Origin of the sequence: Kitasatospora sp. NPDC059795, assembly GCF_042732175.1 — a bacterium.
Classification (GTDB): Bacteria; Actinomycetota; Actinomycetes; order Streptomycetales; family Streptomycetaceae; genus Kitasatospora.
This window is the reverse complement of record NZ_JBHWID010000024.1, coordinates 54,660-72,975: the sequence shown is the minus strand read 5'-3', so window position 1 is coordinate 72,975 and position 18,316 is coordinate 54,660. Positions and strand designations below refer to the sequence as shown.

Sequence of the window (18,316 nt, the reverse complement as noted above, 5' to 3'; positions counted from 1 at the left end):
GGTGGTTCCAAGGGATTGGCCGCCCCGGGACCGTCCACACAGATGCGTGTCCGGTGCTCCCTGCCGAGCGACCAGTGAACACTACGCCGGATCCGCCCCAGGCGCAAACACCCCCTGAGTCGGCGATCCACACCCCGCCGGCACCCCATCTTGAGCAGTCGCTCAAAACCTCTGCCATGATGCCCACGCCAAGCATTGAGCGATCGCTCAAATCTGTTCAGGGGGATCAACCGTGCCCGTCACCACCACTGCCGTCACCACCGACCGAACCGACTCCCCGACCGCCGGCGGTCCCGTCCGATCGATCTTCCACGCGGCGCTGGGCGCGGACTTCGAGCGGCTGCACCCGGAGCTGCGGCGCAGGTTCGGGTTCTCCAGCGTGGACGGCTTCGCCTGCATCGGGACGGGACGGATGGACCGGGTCGAGCACGGCTCGCCGCTGCTGGTGCCACTGCTGACCGCGGGGGCGCGGCGCAACGTCCTGTTCCCGGACCAGGGGCGGGACGTCCCGTTCACCATCGCCAATTACGCGTACCGGGACGGGTTCGGGCGGGAGACGGTGACGTTCGTACGGACGTTCCAGTTCACCCGGCCGCGGCGGTTCGACGCGACGATGGTGGCGGCGCCCGACCGGCCGGGGACGGTGGTCGACTACCTGGGCACGCACCAGCACCTGGCGGTGGACCTGCGGCTCGGGGTGTCGACGCGGGGTGGGCTGCTGATCTCGTCGGAGGCACACCGGGTGGCGGCGCTGGTCGGGGCGCCGATCGTGCCGGAGCTGCTGCGAGCGCGGGCGGATCTGCACGAGTGGTTCGACGACGAGTCGGGGCGGTTCCGGATCCGGGTGCGGGTGAGCAATCCGCTGGTGGGCCTGGTGCTGGGCTACCAGGGGTGGTTCACGGCGGAGTACCCGCAGGTGGGGTCGGAGGGGATTCCGCGTCACGTCCGCCCGGTCCGTGAGCGTTCCCGGATGTGACGGGTCCCGTCGGTCGGGCGGCGGTTACGCTGCGGCGCATGGGCGACACACGTGAGCGGTTGATGGATGCGGCGACCAGTGCGCTCAAGCGGCAGGGGATCTCGGGCGTGTCGGCGCGGAGCATCGCCGCCGAGGTGGGGGCCAACCAGGCGCTGGTCTTCTACCACTTCAAAACGGTGGAGGGGCTGCTCGCGGCGGCGGCGCTGCGGGAGACGGGGCTGCGGCTGGAGCGGTACCGCGAGCGGTTCGCGGAGGTGCGCTCGCTGCGCGAACTGCTGACGGTCGGCCAGGACCTGCACGTCCAGGAGCGCGAGAGCGGGAACGTCGCGCTGATGGCGCAGTTCCTGGCGGGGGCGACGGGCTACCCGCAGCTCGCGGAGGTGACGGCCGAGGCGCTGCGGCTGTGGACGGTGGAGATCGAGGCCGTCCTGACCCGGCTGTTCGTGGGGCATCCGCTGGCGGAGTTCCTCGACCTGGCGGGGCTGGCGCAGGCGGTGACGGCGGGGTTCGTCGGGCTGGAGCTGTACGAGGGCGTCGACCCGGCGGGCGCGCAGGGGGCGTTCGCGGCGCTGGACCAGTTGGGGCTGCTGGTCGAGGTGGTGGACGGTCTCGGCCCGGTGGTGTCGCGGGCGGTGCGGGCCACGGTGCGCCGCCAGGTCAAGAACAGCGGCGCCGAGTAGAAGCCGAGCAGAAGCAGGCACCCATGCCGAACGGCCGGCCCCGGGAGGAGGGGCCGGCCGTTCGGCATGTCACGCGGTGGGTTCAGCTGTTGGTGGGGAACCCGAGGTTGATGCCGCCGTGCGACGGGTCGAGCCAGCGCTGGGTGACGGCCTTGCCGCGGGTGAAGAACTGGACGCCTTCGGCGCCGTAGGCGTGGCTGTCGCCGAACAGCGAGGCCTTCCAGCCGCCGAAGGAGTAGTAGGCGACGGGGACGGGGATCGGCACGTTGATGCCGACCATGCCGACCTCGACCTCGTTCTGGAAGCGCCGGGCCGCGCCGCCGTCGTTGGTGAAGATGGCGGTGCCGTTGCCGTACGGGTTGTTGTTGATCAGTTCGAGGCCCTCGTCGTAGGAGGGGACGCGGACGATCGACAGGATCGGGCCGAAGATCTCGTCGTTGTAGACGGACATGCCCGGCTTGACGTGGTCGAAGAGGGTGGGGCCGAGCCAGAAGCCGTCGGCGGTGGGGGCGCCGGAGGCGTCCTCGGTGGTGATGGCGTGCTTGCGGCCGTCGACGGCGAGCTCGGCGCCGTCGGCGACACCGGACTCGACGTACGAGGTGACCTTGTCGCGGTGCTGGCCGGTGACCAGCGGGCCCATCTCGGACTCGCCGTTGCAGCCGGGGCCGACCTTGAGGGTGGCCATCCGCTCCTTGATCTTGGCGACCAGCTCGTCGCCGATCGGGTCGACGGCGACCAGCACCGAGATGGCCATGCAGCGCTCGCCGGCCGCGCCGAAGCCGGCGTTGATGGCGGCGTCGGCGGCCAGGTCGAGGTCGGCGTCGGGCAGCACCAGCATGTGGTTCTTGGCGCCGCCGAGGGCCTGCACGCGCTTGCCGTAGCGGGTGCCGGTCTCGTACACGTAGCGGGCGATCGGAGTGGAGCCCACGAAGGAGACCGACTTGACGTCGGGGTGCTCCAGCAGGCGGTCGACCGCGACCTTGTCACCGTGGACGACGTTGAAGACGCCGTCGGGGAGACCGGCCTCCTTCCACAGCTCGGCGATGAAGTTGGCCGCGGACGGGTCCTTCTCGGAGGGCTTGAGGACGACCGTGTTGCCGGCCGCGATGGCGATCGGGAAGAACCACATCGGCACCATGGCCGGGAAGTTGAACGGCGAGATGATGGCGACCGGGCCGAGCGGCTGGCGGATCGAGTAGACGTCGACGCCGGTGGAGGCCTGCTCGGTGAAGCCGCCCTTGATCAGCTGCGGGATGCCGCAGGCGTACTCGACGACCTCCTGGCCGCGGGCGAGCTCGCCGAGGGCGTCGGAGTGCACCTTGCCGTGCTCGGCGACGATGATCGCGGCGAGTTCGTCCTTGCGGGCGTTGAACAGCTCGCGGAAGTTGAACAGCACCTGGGTGCGCTTGGCGATGGACGCCTTGCGCCAGGAGGTGAAGGCCTGGGCTGCGGCGGCGACCGCCTGGTCGACCTCGGCGATCTCCGCGAAGTCGACCTGGCCGGTGACCTGGCCGGTGGCCGGGTCGAAGATGTCGCCGCGGCGGGGCGCGGTTCCGGCGGTGGCGACGGACTGGCCGCCGATCCAGTGCGTGATGTGCTTGCTCAAGGGTCTCTGCCTCCGATGTCCACGGATGTCCCGCGCTCGTTGTCCAGTCTGCGCGGCACACCGGGCCCGCTCAACGAGCACCCTGACGGGGAAGCGTGATTCACCCTTACAGGTCGTCGGAAGCGGCCTCGGGATCGTCCTCCGCGGTGTCCTCGGCGTCCAGGTAGGGGTCGTGCAGCCCGTCGGCGAGTTCGGTGGTCTCCAGCAGGTCGAGCCGCAGGTCCTGGGCCCAGCTCTCGGCCCACTCGCGGGTGTCGGCGGCCCCGGCGGGGAGCAGCGCGGCGGCGCTCTCCAGTCGGTCGGCGAGCGTCCCGGCGGTGAACTCCTCGTCGAACGTGCCTGCCAGGGCGAGGAGTTGGCCTTCGCGCAGGCGGGCGGTGAGGGCGTGCAGGGCGAACAGGTCGGCGGGCAGGGCGCGTTCGCAGAGGGTGAGGACGGCGAGCGCGGCGGTGTCCTCCAGCGCGGCGACGGGGACGGGCGCGTCCTCGGGCAGCACGGGCGGGTGGGCCAGCGGTTCCCTGCGCAGTTCGACGCCGATCGGCTCGACACCGATCGGCTCTCCGGCGTCGACCGAGAGTTGGTGGCGTCGGGCGGTGCCGGGGGCGTTCTCGGTGCGGTGGCCGGCGGCGCGCAGGGTCTCGGCGAGTCCGGTGGCGAGGTCGGCGAGCGGCGGGCCGTCCGCGCAGACCAGCAGCAGGTCGGCGCCGTGCAGGCGGACGGGCAGGCCGTGCAGCCGGAGCGCGTCGGCCCCGGCGAGGGCGAGGCCGTGTCGCAGGCAGTACGGCTGGGCGTCGATGAGCAGCCGGGCGCGGTCGGTGTGCCGGTCGCGGGTGGGCGGTCCGGGGTCGGCGGTGCTGGTGTCCATGGGGACAGTGTGGTCCGCTCAGCGGGGGAAGCGCGGGCAGCGCAGGTGTACGGCGGTGTCGTGCAGGGCGAGTTCGAGGGCGGCGGGGTCGACGAGGCGTCCGCTGCGGTGCGGGGGGATCAGCCAGTGCGGGCCGCGGCCGGTGCGGTCGGGGTGGGGGACGGCGATCCAGATGCCGTCGCCGGAGCGTCGGATGCCGGTGCCGATCCACCGGTCGGCGGTGCCGACGGGGACGAGGAAGCCGACGGTGTCGTCGGCCGGGTCCTCCAGGACGGGTCCGCCGCCGGGCCGGTCGAGCAGGGCGGCGGCGGGGCGGCCGAGCGGGCCGGGCGCGTGCAGGACGTCCCAGCGGCGGCCGGCGGGCAGCAGGGCGAGGCCGGTCCGTTCCCAGCTGCGGCGGCAGCGGTCGGGGTCGGGGGCGGCGTCGGCCAGCCAGTGCAGGGCGCTGGGGTGGCGGGTGGTGCTCATGTGCGGTGCCTCGTCTCTCCCGGGTGACGGGCGGCAGGCGGGGTGCCTGCTGCCGTCACCGGGGAGAGCGGGGCCGCGGCGTTCTCTTACACGGATCGCCGCGGGGAAAACCGGGCTGTCAGCGGTCGCCGAAGATGGTGCGGTGCCAGTCCTTGCGGGCGACCGCGGTGGTGTCGAACATGACGTGCTTGACCTGGGTGTATTCGTCCAGCGAGTACTGCGACATGTCCTTGCCGTAGCCGGAGGCCTTGTACCCGCCGTGCGGCATCTCGCTGATGATCGGGATGTGGTCGTTGACCCAGACGCAGCCGGCGGCGATCTCGCGGGTGGCGCGCAGCGAGCGGTGGATGTCGCGGGTCCAGGCGGAGGCGGCCAGGCCGTAGGGGGTGTCGTTGGCGAGCCGCAGGCCTTCCTCGTCGCTGTCGAAGGGCAGCACGACGAGCACCGGGCCGAAGATCTCGCCCTGGACGACCTCGCTGTCCTGGGCGGCGCCGGTGATCAGGGTGGGCCGGTAGTAGGCGCCGAGCGAGAGGTCGTGGCCGTCGTGGCCCTTGCCGTCGGCGGGGCCGCCGGTGACCACGGTGGCGTAGGAGCGGGCGCGTTCGACGAAACCGGCGACGCGGTCGCGGTGGGCGAAGGAGACCAGCGGGCCCAGGTCGGTCTGCGGGTTCAGCGGGTCGCCGAGGCGGATCGCGGCGTACAGCTCGGCGACGCCGGCGACGAAGGCGTCGTACAGCGGGCGCTGGACGTAGGCGCGGGTGGCGGCGGTGCAGTCCTGGCCGCTGTTGATCAGCGAGCCGGCGACGGCGCCGTGCACGGCGGCGTCCAGGTCGGCGTCGTCGAAGACCACGAACGGGGCCTTGCCGCCGAGTTCGAGGTGGGTGCGCTTGACGGTGGCGGTGGCGATCTCGGCGACCCGCTTGCCGACGGCGGTGGAGCCGGTGAAGGACACCATGGCCACGTCGGGGTGGCCGATCAGGTGCTCGCCGGCGGTGCGTCCGGCGCCGGTGACGACGTTGACGACGCCGTCGGGGATGCCCGCGTCGGTACAGGCCTGCGCGAACATCAGCGAGGTCAGCGGGGTGAGCTCGGCGGGCTTGAGGACGATCGTGTTGCCGGCGGCGATGGCCGGGAGGACCTTCCAGGCGGCCATCTGCAGCGGGTAGTTCCACGGCGCGATGCTGCCGACCACGCCGATCGCCTCGCGGCGCACGTACGAGGTGTGGTCGCCGCTGTACTCGCCGGCGGCCTTGCCTTCGAGGTTGCGGGCGGCGCCGGCGAAGAACGCGGTGTTGTCGACGGTGCCGGGGACGTCGAACTCGGTGGACAGCTTGATCGGCTTGCCGGTCTGCGCGGTCTCCACCCGGGCGAACTGCCCGGCCCGGTCGCTCAGGATGCCGGCGAGCCGGTTCAGCGCCTCGGAGCGGGCGCCGGGGGTGGCGCCGGACCACTCGGGCAGGGCGGCACGGGCGGCGGCGACCGCGGCGTCGACGTCGGCCGTGGTGGCGAGCTCGACCCGCTGGACGGTGCTGCCGTCCGCAGGGTTGACCACCTCGAACGGCTCGCCGCCGGTGCCCCGGGTCTGGCGGCCCGCGATGTACTGCGCGCCGTCGTTGAAGCTGGTCAGGTCCATGAGTTGCCTCCATTGCCTACTCGACCCGGCCGACGATGCCTCGGTTCGGGTGTCGAAGGCAAGCGGCACTCAGCAACGGCCCGGACGGGCGGCCTTACACGCTGCAAGGCAAGGGCCGGGCGACAGGGCGTCGCTCCCGGGCGTGATTCACTTGACACCCTGAAACCCCCTGGAGGTGTCCGCGATGCTGCCCACCGTCGCCCGCGTGCTCGATCTCGACGTGATGCGGCGTGGCCTGCCCCAGGTGGTGGCCGGGGCCTCCGCGCTGGAGCGGCCGGTGCGCTGGGTGCACGTCAGCGAGCTGCCGGACCTGGCGGGCCTGCTGCGCGGCGGCGAGCTGGTGCTGTCCACCGGCATCGCGCTGCCGGAGGACCGGGACGGGCTGGCCCGGTACGTGCGGGAGCTGGCCGAGGTCGGGGTGGCCGGGCTGGTGATCGAGTTCGGCCGGCGCTACTTCGACTCGCTGCCGCGGGCCCTGGTGGCGGCCGCCGAGCGGCACAACCTGCCGCTGGTGGTGCTGCGCCGGGAGCTGAAGTTCGTCGCCGTCACCGAGGCGGTGCACGCGCTGGTGGTGAACGCGCAGCTGGAACAGCTGAGGGTGTCCGAAGCGGTGCACCAGGTGTTCAACGAGCTGGCCACCGAGGGCGCGGAGCCCGCCGAGGTGGTCCGGCAGGTCGGCCGGATGGCGGGCGCGCCCGTGGTGCTGGAGAACCTCGCCCACCAGGTGCTGGCGCACGACACGGCCGGACGCGGCGAGCAGGAGCTGCTGGAGAACTGGGAGCACCGCTCGCGCGGCGTCAACCCGCCCGGCCGCACCGGCTACGACCCGCGCTCGGGCTGGCTGGTGACCACCGTCGGCGCGCGCGGCCAGGACTGGGGCCGGCTGGTGCTGGTCGACGAGCCGGCGCCGCTCCCCCAGGACGTGCCGCACCCGCACGCGATGCTGCTGGAGCGCGGCGCGGCCACCCTCGCACTGAACCGGCTGGTGGTCCGCGACCGCGAGTCGCTGGAGCGGCAGACCCACCGCACCCTGCTGTCGGGCATCCTCACCCACTCGCTGACCGTCTCCGAGGTGGCGCTGCGCGCCCAGGCGCTGGGCGTTCCGCTGGAGGGCCGCCGGCTGGTCGGCGTGGTGCTGCGGCAGCGCCAGGGCCCGCTGCCCGCCGCCCTGGAGGCGCAGGCCCGGCTGCGCGACTTCACCGAGCTCGCGGCCACCGCGATCCGCTCCTCCCGGCTGTCCGCGCTGGTCGGCGCACTGGACGACGAGGGCGTCGGCGTCCTGATCGCCCTCGGCTCGCAGCAGGACGAGCACACCTCGCTGGAGGCGTTCGCCGCGGCACTGCGCCGGCTCTCCGCGGACGCGGGCCGGGACGGCGCGGCCGCCGAGCCGGTGATAGCGGTCGGCTCCTCGGTGGGCTCGGTCCGCGACGCCCGCCGCGCCCTGCTGGAGGCCACCCAGGTCGCCGACGCCGCCCTGCACGACGCCCCAGGCAGCCGCGCCGCCTACTACCGCCTCCCCGACGTCCGTCTCCGCGGCCTGCTCCACCTGCTCCGCGACGACGAGCGCCTGCAGACCTACGTCGAACGCGAACTCGGCCCCCTGCTCGCCCACGACGCCGAACACGGCGGCCAGTTGGTGCAGATGCTGCGGATCTACCTCGAACAGGGCCGCAACAAGTCCGCCGCCGCGGACGCCGCCCACCTCTCCCGCCCGTCCTTCTACGACCGCCTCCACAAGGTCGAACGCATCCTCGCCGTCGACCTCGACCAGGTCGAGTCCTGCCTGTCCCTGCACGTCGCCCTGCTGGCCCTGGACGCAGTCCGCCGCTGACGCGCGGTCAGCGGCGGCCGGCGAGCCGTCCGCGAAGCGCAGGGACAGACAGGACTCGGACCAGGTGCGTGCACGGGACGCCGTCGTGTGTTGACCGTGCGCGAGCCGATCATCGGACATAGCCCCGCGTGTTGTGCCGCTGACAGTACGAAGGCCCCGGGCGGTCGCCCGGGGCCTTCTTCGCCGACGAATCGTCAGATCGTGTGCGCGTCCGTGAGGGTGAGCACCTCGTCCAGCACCGCGAGGCCGGTCTTGGCGTCCTCCTCGCTGATGTTGCACGGCGGGACCACGTGGAAGCGGTTCATGTTGGTGAACGGCCACAGGCCGCGCTTCTTGCAGGCCGCGGCGAGCTCGGCGATCGGCGCGTTGTCGGCGCCGGCCGCGTTGTACGGCACCAGCGGCTCGCGGGTCTCGCGGTTCTTCACCAGGTCGAGCGCCCAGAACACGCCGAGGCCGCGGACCTCGCCGATCGAGGGGTGACGCTCCGCCAGCTCGCGCAGGCCGGGGCCGAGCACGTTCTCGCCGATGTGCTTGGCGTTCTCCACGATGCCCTCCTCGGCCATCGTGTTGATGGTGGCGACCGCGGAGGCGCAGGCCAGCGGGTGGCCGGAGTAGGTGAGGCCGCCGGGGAACGCCTTCTGCGCGAAGGTCTCGGCGATCGCGCCGGAGATCGCCACGCCGCCGAGCGGCAGGTAGCCGGAGTTGACGCCCTTGGCGAAGGTCAGCAGGTCGGGGGTGATGCCCCAGTGGTCGGCGGCGAACCACTCGCCGGTGCGGCCGAACCCGGCCATGACCTCGTCCAGGATGAACACGATCCCGTACTTGTCGCAGATCTCCCGCACGCCCGCCAGGTAGCCGGCCGGCGGCACCAGGATGCCCGCGGTACCGACCACGGTCTCCAGGATGATCGCCGCGACGGTGCCCGGGCCCTCGAACGCGATCGTCTGCTCCAGGTGGGCGAGCGCGCGCTCGCACTCCTGCGCCTCGTTCTCGGCGTGGAAGTTGGAGCGGTAGGCGTACGGGCCCCAGAAGTGCACGATGCCGGAGACGCCGGCCTCGTTGGCCCAGCGGCGCGGGTCGCCGGTCAGGGCGATCGCGTTGGCGGTGGCGCCGTGGTACGAGCGGTAGGTGGAGAGCACCTTGTGCCGGCCGGTGTGCAGCCGGGCCATCCGGATCGCGTTCTCGTTCGCCTCGGCGCCGCCGTTGGTGAAGAAGATCTTGTCCAGGTCGCCGGGGGTGCGCTCGGCGATCAGCCGGGCGGCCTCGCTGCGCGACTCCTCGGCGAAGCCGGGGGCGATGGTGCACAGCTGGGCGGCCTTGGCCTGGATCGCGGCGACCACCTTCGGGTGCTGGTGGCCGATGTTGGTGTTCACCAGCTGCGAGGAGAAGTCCAGGTAGCGGTTGCCGTCGTAGTCCCAGAAGTAGGAGCCCTCGGCACCGGCCACCGCGAGGGGGTCGATCAGCGCCTGGGCGGACCACGAGTGGAAGACGTGCGCGCGGTCGGCGGCCTTGACGGCCTGCCCGGCGACCGAGTCAGCGGTGGGAGTGCTCATGCGCCCAGCGTAGGGAGCGGCTCCCGGCCGGGGCAGCTGCATCGTGTCACGGAGCTCGTGTCGCACCCTGACAACGTGAAGGGGCGCGAGGAACCGCGCGCCCGACCACGCGCTCACGAAGAGCGATGATCGAAGGCTCGATTCCCCGCGCCCCTTCTCCGTCCGCTACGCGACTCAGATCGCGGTCATGACGTGCTTGATCCGGGTGTAGTCCTCGAAGCCGTACGAGGACAGGTCCTTGCCGTAGCCCGACTTCTTGAAGCCGCCGTGCGGCATCTCCGCGACCAGCGGGATGTGGGTGTTGATCCACACCGCGCCGAAGTCCAGGCGGCGGGACATCCGCATCGCGCGGGCGTGGTCCTTGGTCCACACCGAGGAGGCGAGGGCGAACTCGACGCCGTTCGCGTACTCGACGGCCTGCTCCTCGTCGGTGAACTTCTGCACGGTGATGACCGGGCCGAAGACCTCGTTCTGGATGATCTCGTCGTCCTGGTTCAGGCCGGAGACCACGGTCGGCGCGTAGAAGTAGCCGACCTCGCCGACCCGGTGACCGCCGGCCTCGACCTTGGCGTGCGAGGGCAGGCGCTCGATGAAGCCGGTGACCTGCTTCAGCTGGTTGGCGTTGTTCAGCGGGCCGTAGAGCACGTCCTCGTCGTCCACGCCGCCGGTCTTGGTCTCGTTCGCGGCCTTGGCGAGCGCCTCGACGAACGCGTCGTGGATCGACTCGTGCACCAGCACGCGGGTGGCGGCGGTGCAGTCCTGGCCGGCGTTGAAGTAGCCGGCCACCGAGATGCCCTCGACGGCCTCGGCGATGTCGGCGTCCTCGAAGACCACGACCGGGGCCTTGCCGCCGAGCTCCAGGTGGACGCGCTTGACGTCCTTCGCGGCGGACTCGGCGACCTGCATGCCGGCCCGGACCGAGCCGGTGATGGAGGCCATCGCCGGGGTGCGGTGCTCGACCATCAGGCGACCGGTCTCGCGGTCACCGCAGATGACGTTGAAGATGCCGGCCGGCAGGTCCATCTCCTTCAGCACGCCGCCGATGATCTCGGCCAGCAGCACGGTGGAGGCGGGGGTGGTGTCGGACGGCTTCAGCACCACGGCGTTGCCGGCGGCGATCGCCGGGGCGAACTTCCACACGGCCATCATCATCGGGTAGTTCCACGGCGCGACCTGCGCGCAGACGCCGACCGGCTCACGGCGGATGATCGAGGTCATCCCGTCCATGTACTCGCCCGCGGCCTTGCCCTCCAGCAGGCGGGCGGCGCCGGCGAAGAAGCGCAGCTGGTCGACCATCGGGCCGATCTCCTCGGAGAGGGTCAGCGCGCGCGGCTTGCCGGTGTTGCGCACCTCGGCGTCGACGATCTCGTCGGCCCGGGCCTCGACCGCGTCGGCGATCTTCAGCAGCAGCTTCTGCCGGGTGGACGGGATCGAGTCGCGCCAGATCGGGAAGGCGGCTGCAGCGGCGGCCATCGCGGCGTCCACGTCGGAGGCACCGGACAGCGGCGACGTCGCGTACACCTCGCCCGTGGTCGGGTCGACGATGTCGAGCGTGCGGCCGTCCGCCGCGTCGACGAACTCACCGTTGATGTAGTTGCGCAGCGTACGAAGCTCGCTCACGGGTCTCTCCTCGGTCTGGGCCTGCGTCGTTGCAGCCACGCGCGCCAGATTACTCCGGCGGGGGGCAGACACAGCATGTCAGCGACAAGCCACGATCGGCGGTGTGCACGCTCGCGCGTGTACGTCGTCAGACTACCTCCGACACTGCTGTAATCGACAGAAGCCCGCCCGGAGCGCCACGCATTCCGCTCTTGATCATCAAAAGGACGACGAAATCAGCAGCACTGTCGCTTGCGATTCGCTCGTCCGTGGGGCACAGTGTCGGCGTGGCCAACCGTGACCGGAACGCCAGCGTTCCCCTCGACGCCGCCTCCAAGGCGATCATCGAGCAACTCCAGGAGGACGGGCGCCGTCCGTACGCCGCCATCGGCAAGGCCGTCGGCCTGTCCGAGGCGGCCGTCCGACAGCGCGTCCAGAAGCTGCTCGACCAAGGCGTGATGCAGATCGTCGCCGTGACCGATCCCCTCACCGTCGGCTTCACCCGCCAGGCGATGGTGGGCATCCGCGTCGAGGGCGACATCGAGCCGGTCGCGGACGCGCTGGCCGCGTTCGACGAGGTCGACTACGTGGTCTGCACCGCGGGTTCGTTCGATCTCCTCGCAGAGCTGGTGTGCGAGGACGACGAGCACCTCCTCGAACTGATCAACAAGCGCATCCGCGCGCTTCCCGGCGTGCGGAGCACCGAGAGCTTCGTTTACCTGAAGCTCCGGAAACAGACCTACACCTGGGGCACCCGATGACAGCCGAGCCGGCGCAGAAGGACCTTTCCAAGACCGCCTACGACCACCTGTGGATGCACTTCACCCGCATGTCGTCGTACGAGAACTCCCCCGTGCCGACGATCGTCAAGGGCGAAGGCACCTACGTCTGGGACGACAAGGGACGCAAGTACCTCGACGGGCTCGCCGGCCTGTTCGTCGTCCAGGCCGGCCACGGCCGCGAGGAGCTGGCCGAGGCCGCTGCCAAGCAGGCCAAGGAGCTCGCCTTCTTCCCGGTGTGGAGCTACGCCCACCCGAAGGCCGTCGAGCTGGCCGAGCGCCTGGCCAACTACGCCCCGGGCGACCTGAACAAGGTCTTCTTCTCCACCGGTGGCGGCGAGGCCGTCGAGACCGCGTGGAAGCTCGCCAAGCAGTACTTCAAGCTGACCGGCAAGCCGACCAAGTACAAGGTCATCTCCCGCGCGGTCGCCTACCACGGCACCCCGCAGGGCGCCCTGTCGATCACCGGCCTGCCGGGCCTGAAGGCCCCGTTCGAGCCGCTGGTGCCGGGCACCCACAAGGCCCCGAACACCAACATCTACCGCGCCCCGTCCTTCCTGACGGCGCCCGACGGCACCGTCGACCCGGAGGCCTACGGCCGCTGGTGCGCGGACGAGATCGAGGTGGCCATCCTCAACGAGGGCGCCGAGACCGTCGCCGCCGTCTTCGTCGAGCCGGTGCAGAACGCCGGTGGCTGCTTCCCGCCGCCGCCCGGGTACTTCCAGCGCCTGCGCGAGATCTGCGACCGCCACGACGTGCTGCTGGTCTCGGACGAGGTCATCTGCGCCTTCGGCCGCCTGGGCACCATGTTCGGCGCCGACAAGTTCGGCTACCAGCCCGACATGATCACCTGCGCCAAGGGCATGACCTCGGGCTACTCCCCGATCGGCGCCACGATCATCTCGGACCGCCTGGCCGAGCCGTTCTACAAGGGTGACAACACCTTCCTGCACGGCTACACCTTCGGCGGCCACCCGGTCTCCTCCGCGGTGGCGCTGGCCAACCTCGACATCTTCGAGCGTGAGGGTCTGAACCAGCACGTCCTCGACAACGAGTCGAAGTTCCTGGGCACCCTGGACAAGCTGCGAGACCTGCCGATCGTCGGCGACGTTCGCGGCAACGGCTACTTCTACGGCATCGAGCTCGTGAAGGACAAGGCCACCAAGGAGTCGTTCAACGACGAAGAGGTCGAGCGCGTTCTCTACGGCTTCCTGTCGAAGGCGCTGTTCGACAACGGCCTGTACTGCCGTGCCGACGACCGTGGCGACCCGGTCATCCAGCTGGCCCCGCCGCTGATCTCCGACCAGTCGACCTTCGACGAGATCGAGCAGATCCTGCGGACCAGCCTGACCGACGCGTGGGCGAAGATCTGATCTTCTGAGCTTTCTTCCCCACCCTCCACCGAAGGGCGGCCCCGACTCCTCACGTCGGGACCGCCCTTCGGCGTACCCGGGAACGAATCTGCGATCAACACGTCGCTTTCGCGGTGATTCCTCCCTGTTCGGGCCAGTGCGGCGCACCCGCACGGCCGTCCGATCGTTCTAATCTGACGACTGTCATATCCCCGTCGGCACCTGGATGGATCACATGTCATCGGCCCCGCCCGACAACGACGTGCTCTGGGCCCGAGGGATCGTCAAGTCCCATCACGGCAGCCCCGCACTGCGCGGCGTCTCCCTGCGCATCCGCGAGGGCGAGATGCTCGCCGTCACCGGCCCGCGCGGCTCCGGCAAGTCCACCCTGCTCGGCTGCCTCTCCGCCCAACTCGCGGTCGACGAGGGCGAGGTCTGGTTCCACAGCGCCCCCGTGCACACCCTCAACCGGGCCGGCCGGGAGCGACTGCGCCGCGAACGCTTCGGCTGGGTCGGCTCCGAACCGCACCTGGTGCCGGAACTGACGGCCCGTGAGAACGTCGCCCTGCCGCTGCTGCTGGCCGGTGCCGGCCACCGGGCCGCCCACCGCGCCGCCGTCGAATGGCTCGAACGCCTCGACGTCGCCGCCTGCGCGAAGCTCCGGCCCGCCGACCTCCCGCAGGACCTCCGCCAGCGGATCGCCGTCGCCCGGGCCCTCGCCCCCGAACCACCCGTGGTCTTCGCCGACGACCCCACCGCACCGCTGCACCGCGACGCCCGCGAACAGGTCCTGCGGATACTGACCAGCGCCGCCCGCTCCCACCGACTGACGCTGGTCCTCGCCACCCACGACCCGGAGCTCGCCCGCTTCGCCGACCGCACCGTCCACCTGGTCGACGGCCGGATCGCGGCCGAGACCGCCGCCGTCCCCGCCGGGCGCTGAGAGGGTCTCGACGTGTACTACCTCGGACTCGCCCGCGGCTACCGCGCCCTCGACCTGGCCCGCTGGCTGCTCACCACCGGCGCCGCCGCCGTGGTCGCCGCCTTCCTGCTGCGCGCCCTCGGCCGGGCCCTGGCCGAACCCGCCGGCGGCACCGACCGGCTGCTGTGGTGCCTGCCCCCGCTGGCCGCCGTCGCCTGGTTCGCCGCCGTCGCGGCCCGCGCCGTCCCCGCCCAGCACCCCGAGCGGATCGCCGGCCTCGCCGCCGCCGGCGCCGGACCCCGCCGGATCCGGCTGCTGATCGCCGGCGAGATCGCCCTCGCCTGCGCCCTCGGCTCCGGCCTCACCCTGCTGCTCTTCCTGGTGCTGCGCAACGACATCGCCGGGCCCTCGCTCGCCGCCGACATCGGCATGGGCGTCCCGCTGCCCGCCGCCGCGCCGGTCGCCCTGCTCGCCGTCCCCACGCTGGTCGCCGGCGTCGCCGCGGCCTGTGCCGTCCGGCTCCCCGACAGCCTGCCCGGCCGCCGCGCCGAAACCGCCCGGCCCGGCTGGAGCGCCCGACGGCTCGCCCTGCCCGCACCCGTGCTGCTCGCCGGGATCGGCCTCGAACTGTACGGACTGCGGCCCGGTGCCACCGACGCCGAACGCACCCTCGACCTGCCCGGCGGCCTCCCCGCCACCAGCCCCGCCCTGCTGGCCGGCTGGACGCTCGCCGCCCTCGCGCTCGCCCTGTGGACCGGCCCGCTGCTCGCCCTCACCGGGCGGCTGATGGTGATCCGCCGGCCCGCGCCGCTGCGCCTGCTGGCCGGCCGCGCGCTCACCGCCCAGGCGCACCGCCTCGGCACGCCGCTGGCCGTGCTCACCGCGATCGCCGCGCTGCTGCTGGTGGCCGGCCGCAGCTGGGCCCGCACCGACACCGACGTCCCCGCGCTCACCCTGGTCGAGGGGCTGCTGATCCTGGCCTGCGCCGTCGCCGCGCTCGCCGCCCGCCTGCTCGAACTGCGCGCCGACCGCCGCCCCGCCCTCGCCGCCCTGGACCGCCTCGGCACCCCGCCCGGCCTGCTCACCGGCACCCTCGCCCTGCGCGCCCTGGCCGCCGGCACCGTCCTGCTGGTCACCGGCGGCCTGACGCTGGCACTCTGCCCGCTGCGCTGACGCAGAACTCCCCGGCGGTTCCCTCGCGGGAGCCACCGGGGAGTCCGGGGAAGTCGGGGCCTCAGCCCGCCGCGGCCAGCTGGCCGCAGGCGCCGTCGATCTCCTGGCCGCGGGTGTCGCGGACGGTGGTCGGCACACCGTGCGCCTGCAGCCGGCGGACGAACTCGCGCTCGTCCTCCGGGCGGGAGGCCGTCCACTTCGAACCCGGCGTCGGGTTCAGCGGGATCAGGTTCACGTGCACCCGCTGGTTCTTGATCAGCCGGCCGAGCAGGTCCGCCCGCCACGCCTGGTCGTTGATGTCCTTGATCAGCGCGTACTCGATCGACACCCGACGGCCGGACTTCTCCGCGTAGTTCCACGCGGCGTCCAGCACCTCGGCGACCTTCCACCGGGTGTTCACCGGGACCAGCTCGTCCCGCAGCTCGTCGTCCGGGGCGTGCAGCGACAGCGCCAGGCGGCAGCTCAGGCCCTCGTCCGCGAACCGGTGCATGGCCGGGACCAGGCCGACGGTGGAGACCGTGATGCCGCGCTGGGAGAGCCCGAAGCCGTCCGGCGCCGGGTCGGTGAGGCGGCGGATCGCCGACAGCACGCGGTTGTAGTTCGCCAGCGGCTCGCCCATGCCCATGAACACGACGTTCGACAGCCGCGCCTCGCCACCGGGCACCGAACCGGACTTCAGGTCGCGCATGCCGGCGGCGATCTGCTCGACGATCTCGGCGGTCGACAGGTTCCGGGTCAGCCCGGCCTGGCCGGTCGCGCAGAACGGGCAGTTCATGCCGCAGCCGGCCTGCGAGCTGATGCACATCGTCACCCGGTCCGGGTACCGCATCAGCACCGACTCGACCAGCGTCCCGTCGAAGAGCTTCCACAGCGTCTTGCGGGTCTCGTCGTCGTCGCACGACACGTGCCGCACCACCGACATCAGCTCGGGCAGCAGCGCCTCGGTCAGCTTGCCCCGGCTGGCCGCCGGAATGTCCGTCCAGCTCTCCGGGTCGTTCGAGACCCGGCCGAAGTAGTGGTTCGACAGCTGCTTCGCGCGGAACGGCTGTTCGCCCAGCTCGGCGACGGCCTCCTTGCGCTCGGCAGGGCTGAGGTCGGCAAGGTGTCGCGGGGGCTTGGCGCCGCGCGGCGCGACAAAGGTCAGTTCTCCGGGCTTAGGCATGGTCCGTCCAGTGTCGCAGACCGCGGAACCTCCCCATAAACGGCGAACGGCCCCCGAATCGGAGGCCGTACCGGTCGGGCGCCCGTCAGTTGCCGACGAAGACCGTCAGCAGCAGCCAGACCACCGGGGCGGTCGGGAGCAGCGAGTCCAGGCGGTCCATGATGCCGCCGTGGCCGGGGAGCAGGGTGCCCATGTCCTTGATGCCGAGATCGCGCTTGATCATGGACTCGGCGAGGTCGCCGAGGGTCGCGACGACGGCCGCGCAGCCGCCCAGGATCAGGCCCTGCCACCAGGAGCCGCCGTCGATCAGGAAGTGCATCAGCAGCGCGCCGGCGATCATCGACAGGCCGATGCCGCCCGCCAGGCCCTCGCGGGTCTTGCCGGGGCTGATGGTCGGGGCGAGCTTGGTGCGGCCGAACTTGTAGCCGACGGCGTACGCACCGGTGTCCGAGCAGATGGTGACGACCAGGAACAGCAGGATCCGCCAGGCGCCGTCGTCGGCGGCCAGGATCAGCGCGACGAAGGTCGCCAGGAACGGCACGTAGAAGGCCGTGAACACGCCGGCCGTTATGTCGCGCAGGTAGTTCTCCGGCGGCGTGGCCATCCGGGCGACCATCATCGCCAGCCCGGTGAGCGCCAGGATCGCCGCCGCCCACTGGCCGCCCTCGAAGTAGCCGGCCACCACCATGCCGACGCCGCCGACCAGCAGCGGGATCTGCGGGACGTGGATGTCCTTGCGCTCGGCGAGCCGGCTGGTGAGCTCCCAAATGCCGACGGCGACGGCGGCGGCCACCACCACCATGAAGACTGCCTTGACCACGAACAGCGAGGCCGCGATCACCGCCCCGAGGCCGACTCCCACACCTATCGCGGCGGGCAGGTTGCGGCCGCCGCGCGGCTTGCGGGGCTGCTGTTCGGTCTGGGCCACGGAGGTCTCCTGGGCGGGGGGCATGAACTGAGTCTGTGCCGCGCCGCCCCCTTCGCCATACCGGAGGCCGCCGCGAGTGACCCGTTTGGTGCCGGCCCGGGTCGAGCCGCGCCCCGGGCCGGGCGGATGAACCGCCGGTCCGGGGCGTACGCGCGAGGGTCTGGGGTCAGACCTCCAGCAGCTCGGCTTCCTTGTGCTTGAGCAGCTCGTCGATCTGCGCCACGAACTTGGCGGTCAGGTCGTCGAGCTCCTTCTCGCCGCGGCGGCCGTCGTCCTCGCCGATCTCCTTGTCCTTGACCAGCTTGTCGATCGCGTCCTTCGCCTTGCGGCGGACGGAGCGGACCGAGACCTTGGCGTCCTCGCCCTTGCCGCGGGCCTGCTTGATGTACTCGCGGCGGCGCTCCTCGGTGAGCTGCGGCAGCACCACCCGGATGACGGAACCGTCGTTCGACGGGTTGACGCCCAGGTCCGAGTCGCGGATCGCGGTCTCGATGGCCTTCAGCGCGGTCTTGTCGAACGGGGTGACCATGGCCATCCGCGGCTCCGGAACGGAGAACGAGGCCAGCTGGTTGATCGGCGTCAGGGTGCCGTAGTACTCCGCGACGATCTTGGCGAACATCGCCGGGTGTGCACGGCCGGTGCGGATGGCGGCGAGGTCGTCCTTGGCGACCGCGACGGCCTTCTCCATCTTCTCCTCGGCCTCGAGGAGGGTCTCGTCAATCACTGTGTGCTCCCTGTCCGGTTCATCTGCTGTTGTCCCGTACCGGTGCCCCGGACGGCTGTTGCTGC

At 71.8% G+C, this 18,316-nt stretch carries 16 protein-coding genes; 7 read left to right on the top strand and 9 right to left on the bottom strand.

All coding sequences use genetic code 11. From position 1 onward, the window contains the following. The first annotated feature begins 304 nt into the window (after positions 1–304). Both ACFV4P_RS32745 and ACFV4P_RS32740 read left to right on the top strand, forming a co-directional pair. A complete protein-coding gene (locus tag ACFV4P_RS32745) occupies positions 305–976 on the top strand; it encodes a DUF4166 domain-containing protein (protein ID WP_073814461.1) in 672 nt (223 codons plus the stop codon). Between the two features lie 38 nt (positions 977–1,014). After that, complete coding sequence (locus tag ACFV4P_RS32740; protein ID WP_380477136.1) at positions 1,015–1,656, top strand: TetR/AcrR family transcriptional regulator; 642 nt, start codon at positions 1,015–1,017, stop codon at positions 1,654–1,656. An 82-nt stretch (positions 1,657–1,738) separates the two neighbouring features. On the opposite strand, the gene ACFV4P_RS32735 is transcribed toward ACFV4P_RS32740, so the two are convergent. The 4 genes from ACFV4P_RS32735 to ACFV4P_RS32720 form a co-directional block, all read right to left on the bottom strand. Continuing rightward, positions 1,739–3,262, bottom strand: coding sequence for a CoA-acylating methylmalonate-semialdehyde dehydrogenase (locus ACFV4P_RS32735; protein WP_380477135.1), 1,524 nt, complete (start codon positions 3,260–3,262; stop codon positions 1,739–1,741). A 106-nt stretch (positions 3,263–3,368) separates the two neighbouring features. Continuing rightward, positions 3,369–4,127, bottom strand: coding sequence for a hypothetical protein (locus ACFV4P_RS32730; protein ID WP_380477134.1), 759 nt, complete (start codon positions 4,125–4,127; stop codon positions 3,369–3,371). Positions 4,128–4,145: 18 nt separating this feature from the next. After that, the gene (locus tag ACFV4P_RS32725) at positions 4,146–4,595 is read right to left on the bottom strand and encodes a hypothetical protein (RefSeq protein ID WP_380477133.1); all 450 of its coding nucleotides are present in this window, start codon (positions 4,593–4,595) and stop codon (positions 4,146–4,148) included. A gap of 118 nt (positions 4,596–4,713) precedes the next feature. Then, the gene (locus ACFV4P_RS32720) at positions 4,714–6,228 is read right to left on the bottom strand and encodes a gamma-aminobutyraldehyde dehydrogenase (protein ID WP_380477132.1); all 1,515 of its coding nucleotides are present in this window, start codon (positions 6,226–6,228) and stop codon (positions 4,714–4,716) included. Between the two features lie 184 nt (positions 6,229–6,412). On the opposite strand from ACFV4P_RS32720, the gene ACFV4P_RS32715 reads away from it, so the two are divergent. After that, positions 6,413–8,059: a PucR family transcriptional regulator gene (locus tag ACFV4P_RS32715; RefSeq protein ID WP_380477131.1), complete on the top strand. Its 1,647-nt coding sequence runs from the start codon at positions 6,413–6,415 to the stop codon at positions 8,057–8,059. Between the two features lie 194 nt (positions 8,060–8,253). Here ACFV4P_RS32715 and ACFV4P_RS32710 read toward each other — a convergent pair whose 3' ends face one another. Together ACFV4P_RS32710 and ACFV4P_RS32705 are read right to left on the bottom strand one after the other, a co-directional pair. Beyond that, positions 8,254–9,612 (bottom strand): aspartate aminotransferase family protein, encoded by a 1,359-nt coding sequence (locus ACFV4P_RS32710; RefSeq protein ID WP_380477130.1) that lies wholly within the window; start codon positions 9,610–9,612, stop codon positions 8,254–8,256. 174 nt (positions 9,613–9,786) lie between these two features. Next, complete coding sequence (locus tag ACFV4P_RS32705; protein ID WP_380477129.1) at positions 9,787–11,232, bottom strand: gamma-aminobutyraldehyde dehydrogenase; 1,446 nt, start codon at positions 11,230–11,232, stop codon at positions 9,787–9,789. 266 nt (positions 11,233–11,498) lie between these two features. On the opposite strand from ACFV4P_RS32705, the gene ACFV4P_RS32700 reads away from it, so the two are divergent. The 4 genes from ACFV4P_RS32700 to ACFV4P_RS32685 all read left to right on the top strand — a co-directional run bounded on the left by ACFV4P_RS32700 (position 11,499) and on the right by ACFV4P_RS32685 (position 15,437). Next, positions 11,499–11,972, top strand: a complete 474-nt coding sequence (locus ACFV4P_RS32700; protein ID WP_030458782.1) for an Lrp/AsnC family transcriptional regulator — start codon at positions 11,499–11,501, stop codon at positions 11,970–11,972. Then, on the top strand, positions 11,969–13,363 hold the full coding sequence (locus tag ACFV4P_RS32695) for an aspartate aminotransferase family protein (RefSeq protein ID WP_380477128.1): 1,395 nt from the start codon (positions 11,969–11,971) through the stop codon (positions 13,361–13,363). Before ACFV4P_RS32700 ends, ACFV4P_RS32695 begins: the two co-directional genes overlap by 4 nt. 214 nt (positions 13,364–13,577) lie before the next feature. After that, entirely contained in the window at positions 13,578–14,285 is a 708-nt protein-coding gene (locus ACFV4P_RS32690; protein WP_380477127.1) for an ABC transporter ATP-binding protein, read from the top strand. Positions 14,286–14,297: 12 nt separating this feature from the next. After that, positions 14,298–15,437, top strand: a complete 1,140-nt coding sequence (locus ACFV4P_RS32685) for a hypothetical protein (protein ID WP_380477126.1) — start codon at positions 14,298–14,300, stop codon at positions 15,435–15,437. Between the two features lie 61 nt (positions 15,438–15,498). Here ACFV4P_RS32685 and rlmN read toward each other — a convergent pair whose 3' ends face one another. From rlmN to frr, 3 genes are all read right to left on the bottom strand, one after another. Beyond that, a complete protein-coding gene (rlmN, locus tag ACFV4P_RS32680) occupies positions 15,499–16,599 on the bottom strand; it encodes a 23S rRNA (adenine(2503)-C(2))-methyltransferase RlmN (RefSeq protein ID WP_380477125.1) in 1,101 nt (366 codons plus the stop codon). 85 nt (positions 16,600–16,684) lie between these two features. Next, positions 16,685–17,551, bottom strand: a complete 867-nt coding sequence (locus ACFV4P_RS32675; protein WP_380477124.1) for a phosphatidate cytidylyltransferase — start codon at positions 17,549–17,551, stop codon at positions 16,685–16,687. A 142-nt stretch (positions 17,552–17,693) separates the two neighbouring features. Continuing rightward, positions 17,694–18,251: a ribosome recycling factor gene (frr, locus tag ACFV4P_RS32670; RefSeq protein WP_380477123.1), complete on the bottom strand. Its 558-nt coding sequence runs from the start codon at positions 18,249–18,251 to the stop codon at positions 17,694–17,696. Positions 18,252–18,316: the final 65 nt, after the last annotated feature.

Bases quoted from the DNA above. Each gene is read 5' to 3' on its own strand.
- ACFV4P_RS32725 (WP_380477133.1), bottom strand. From the start codon at position 4,595: ATGAGCACCACCCGCCACCCCAGCGCCCTGCACTGGCTGGCCGACGCC.
- ACFV4P_RS32720 (WP_380477132.1), bottom strand. From the start codon at position 6,228: ATGGACCTGACCAGCTTCAACGACGGCGCGCAGTACATCGCGGGCCGC.
- ACFV4P_RS32690 (WP_380477127.1), top strand. From the start codon at position 13,578: ATGTCATCGGCCCCGCCCGACAACGACGTGCTCTGGGCCCGAGGGATC.
- ACFV4P_RS32730 (WP_380477134.1), bottom strand. From the start codon at position 4,127: ATGGACACCAGCACCGCCGACCCCGGACCGCCCACCCGCGACCGGCAC.
- ACFV4P_RS32675 (WP_380477124.1), bottom strand. From the start codon at position 17,551: ATGCCCCCCGCCCAGGAGACCTCCGTGGCCCAGACCGAACAGCAGCCC.
- rlmN (WP_380477125.1), bottom strand. From the start codon at position 16,599: ATGCCTAAGCCCGGAGAACTGACCTTTGTCGCGCCGCGCGGCGCCAAG.
- ACFV4P_RS32710 (WP_380477130.1), bottom strand. From the start codon at position 9,612: ATGAGCACTCCCACCGCTGACTCGGTCGCCGGGCAGGCCGTCAAGGCC.
- ACFV4P_RS32695 (WP_380477128.1), top strand. From the start codon at position 11,969: ATGACAGCCGAGCCGGCGCAGAAGGACCTTTCCAAGACCGCCTACGAC.
- ACFV4P_RS32715 (WP_380477131.1), top strand. From the start codon at position 6,413: ATGCTGCCCACCGTCGCCCGCGTGCTCGATCTCGACGTGATGCGGCGT.
- ACFV4P_RS32740 (WP_380477136.1), top strand. From the start codon at position 1,015: ATGGGCGACACACGTGAGCGGTTGATGGATGCGGCGACCAGTGCGCTC.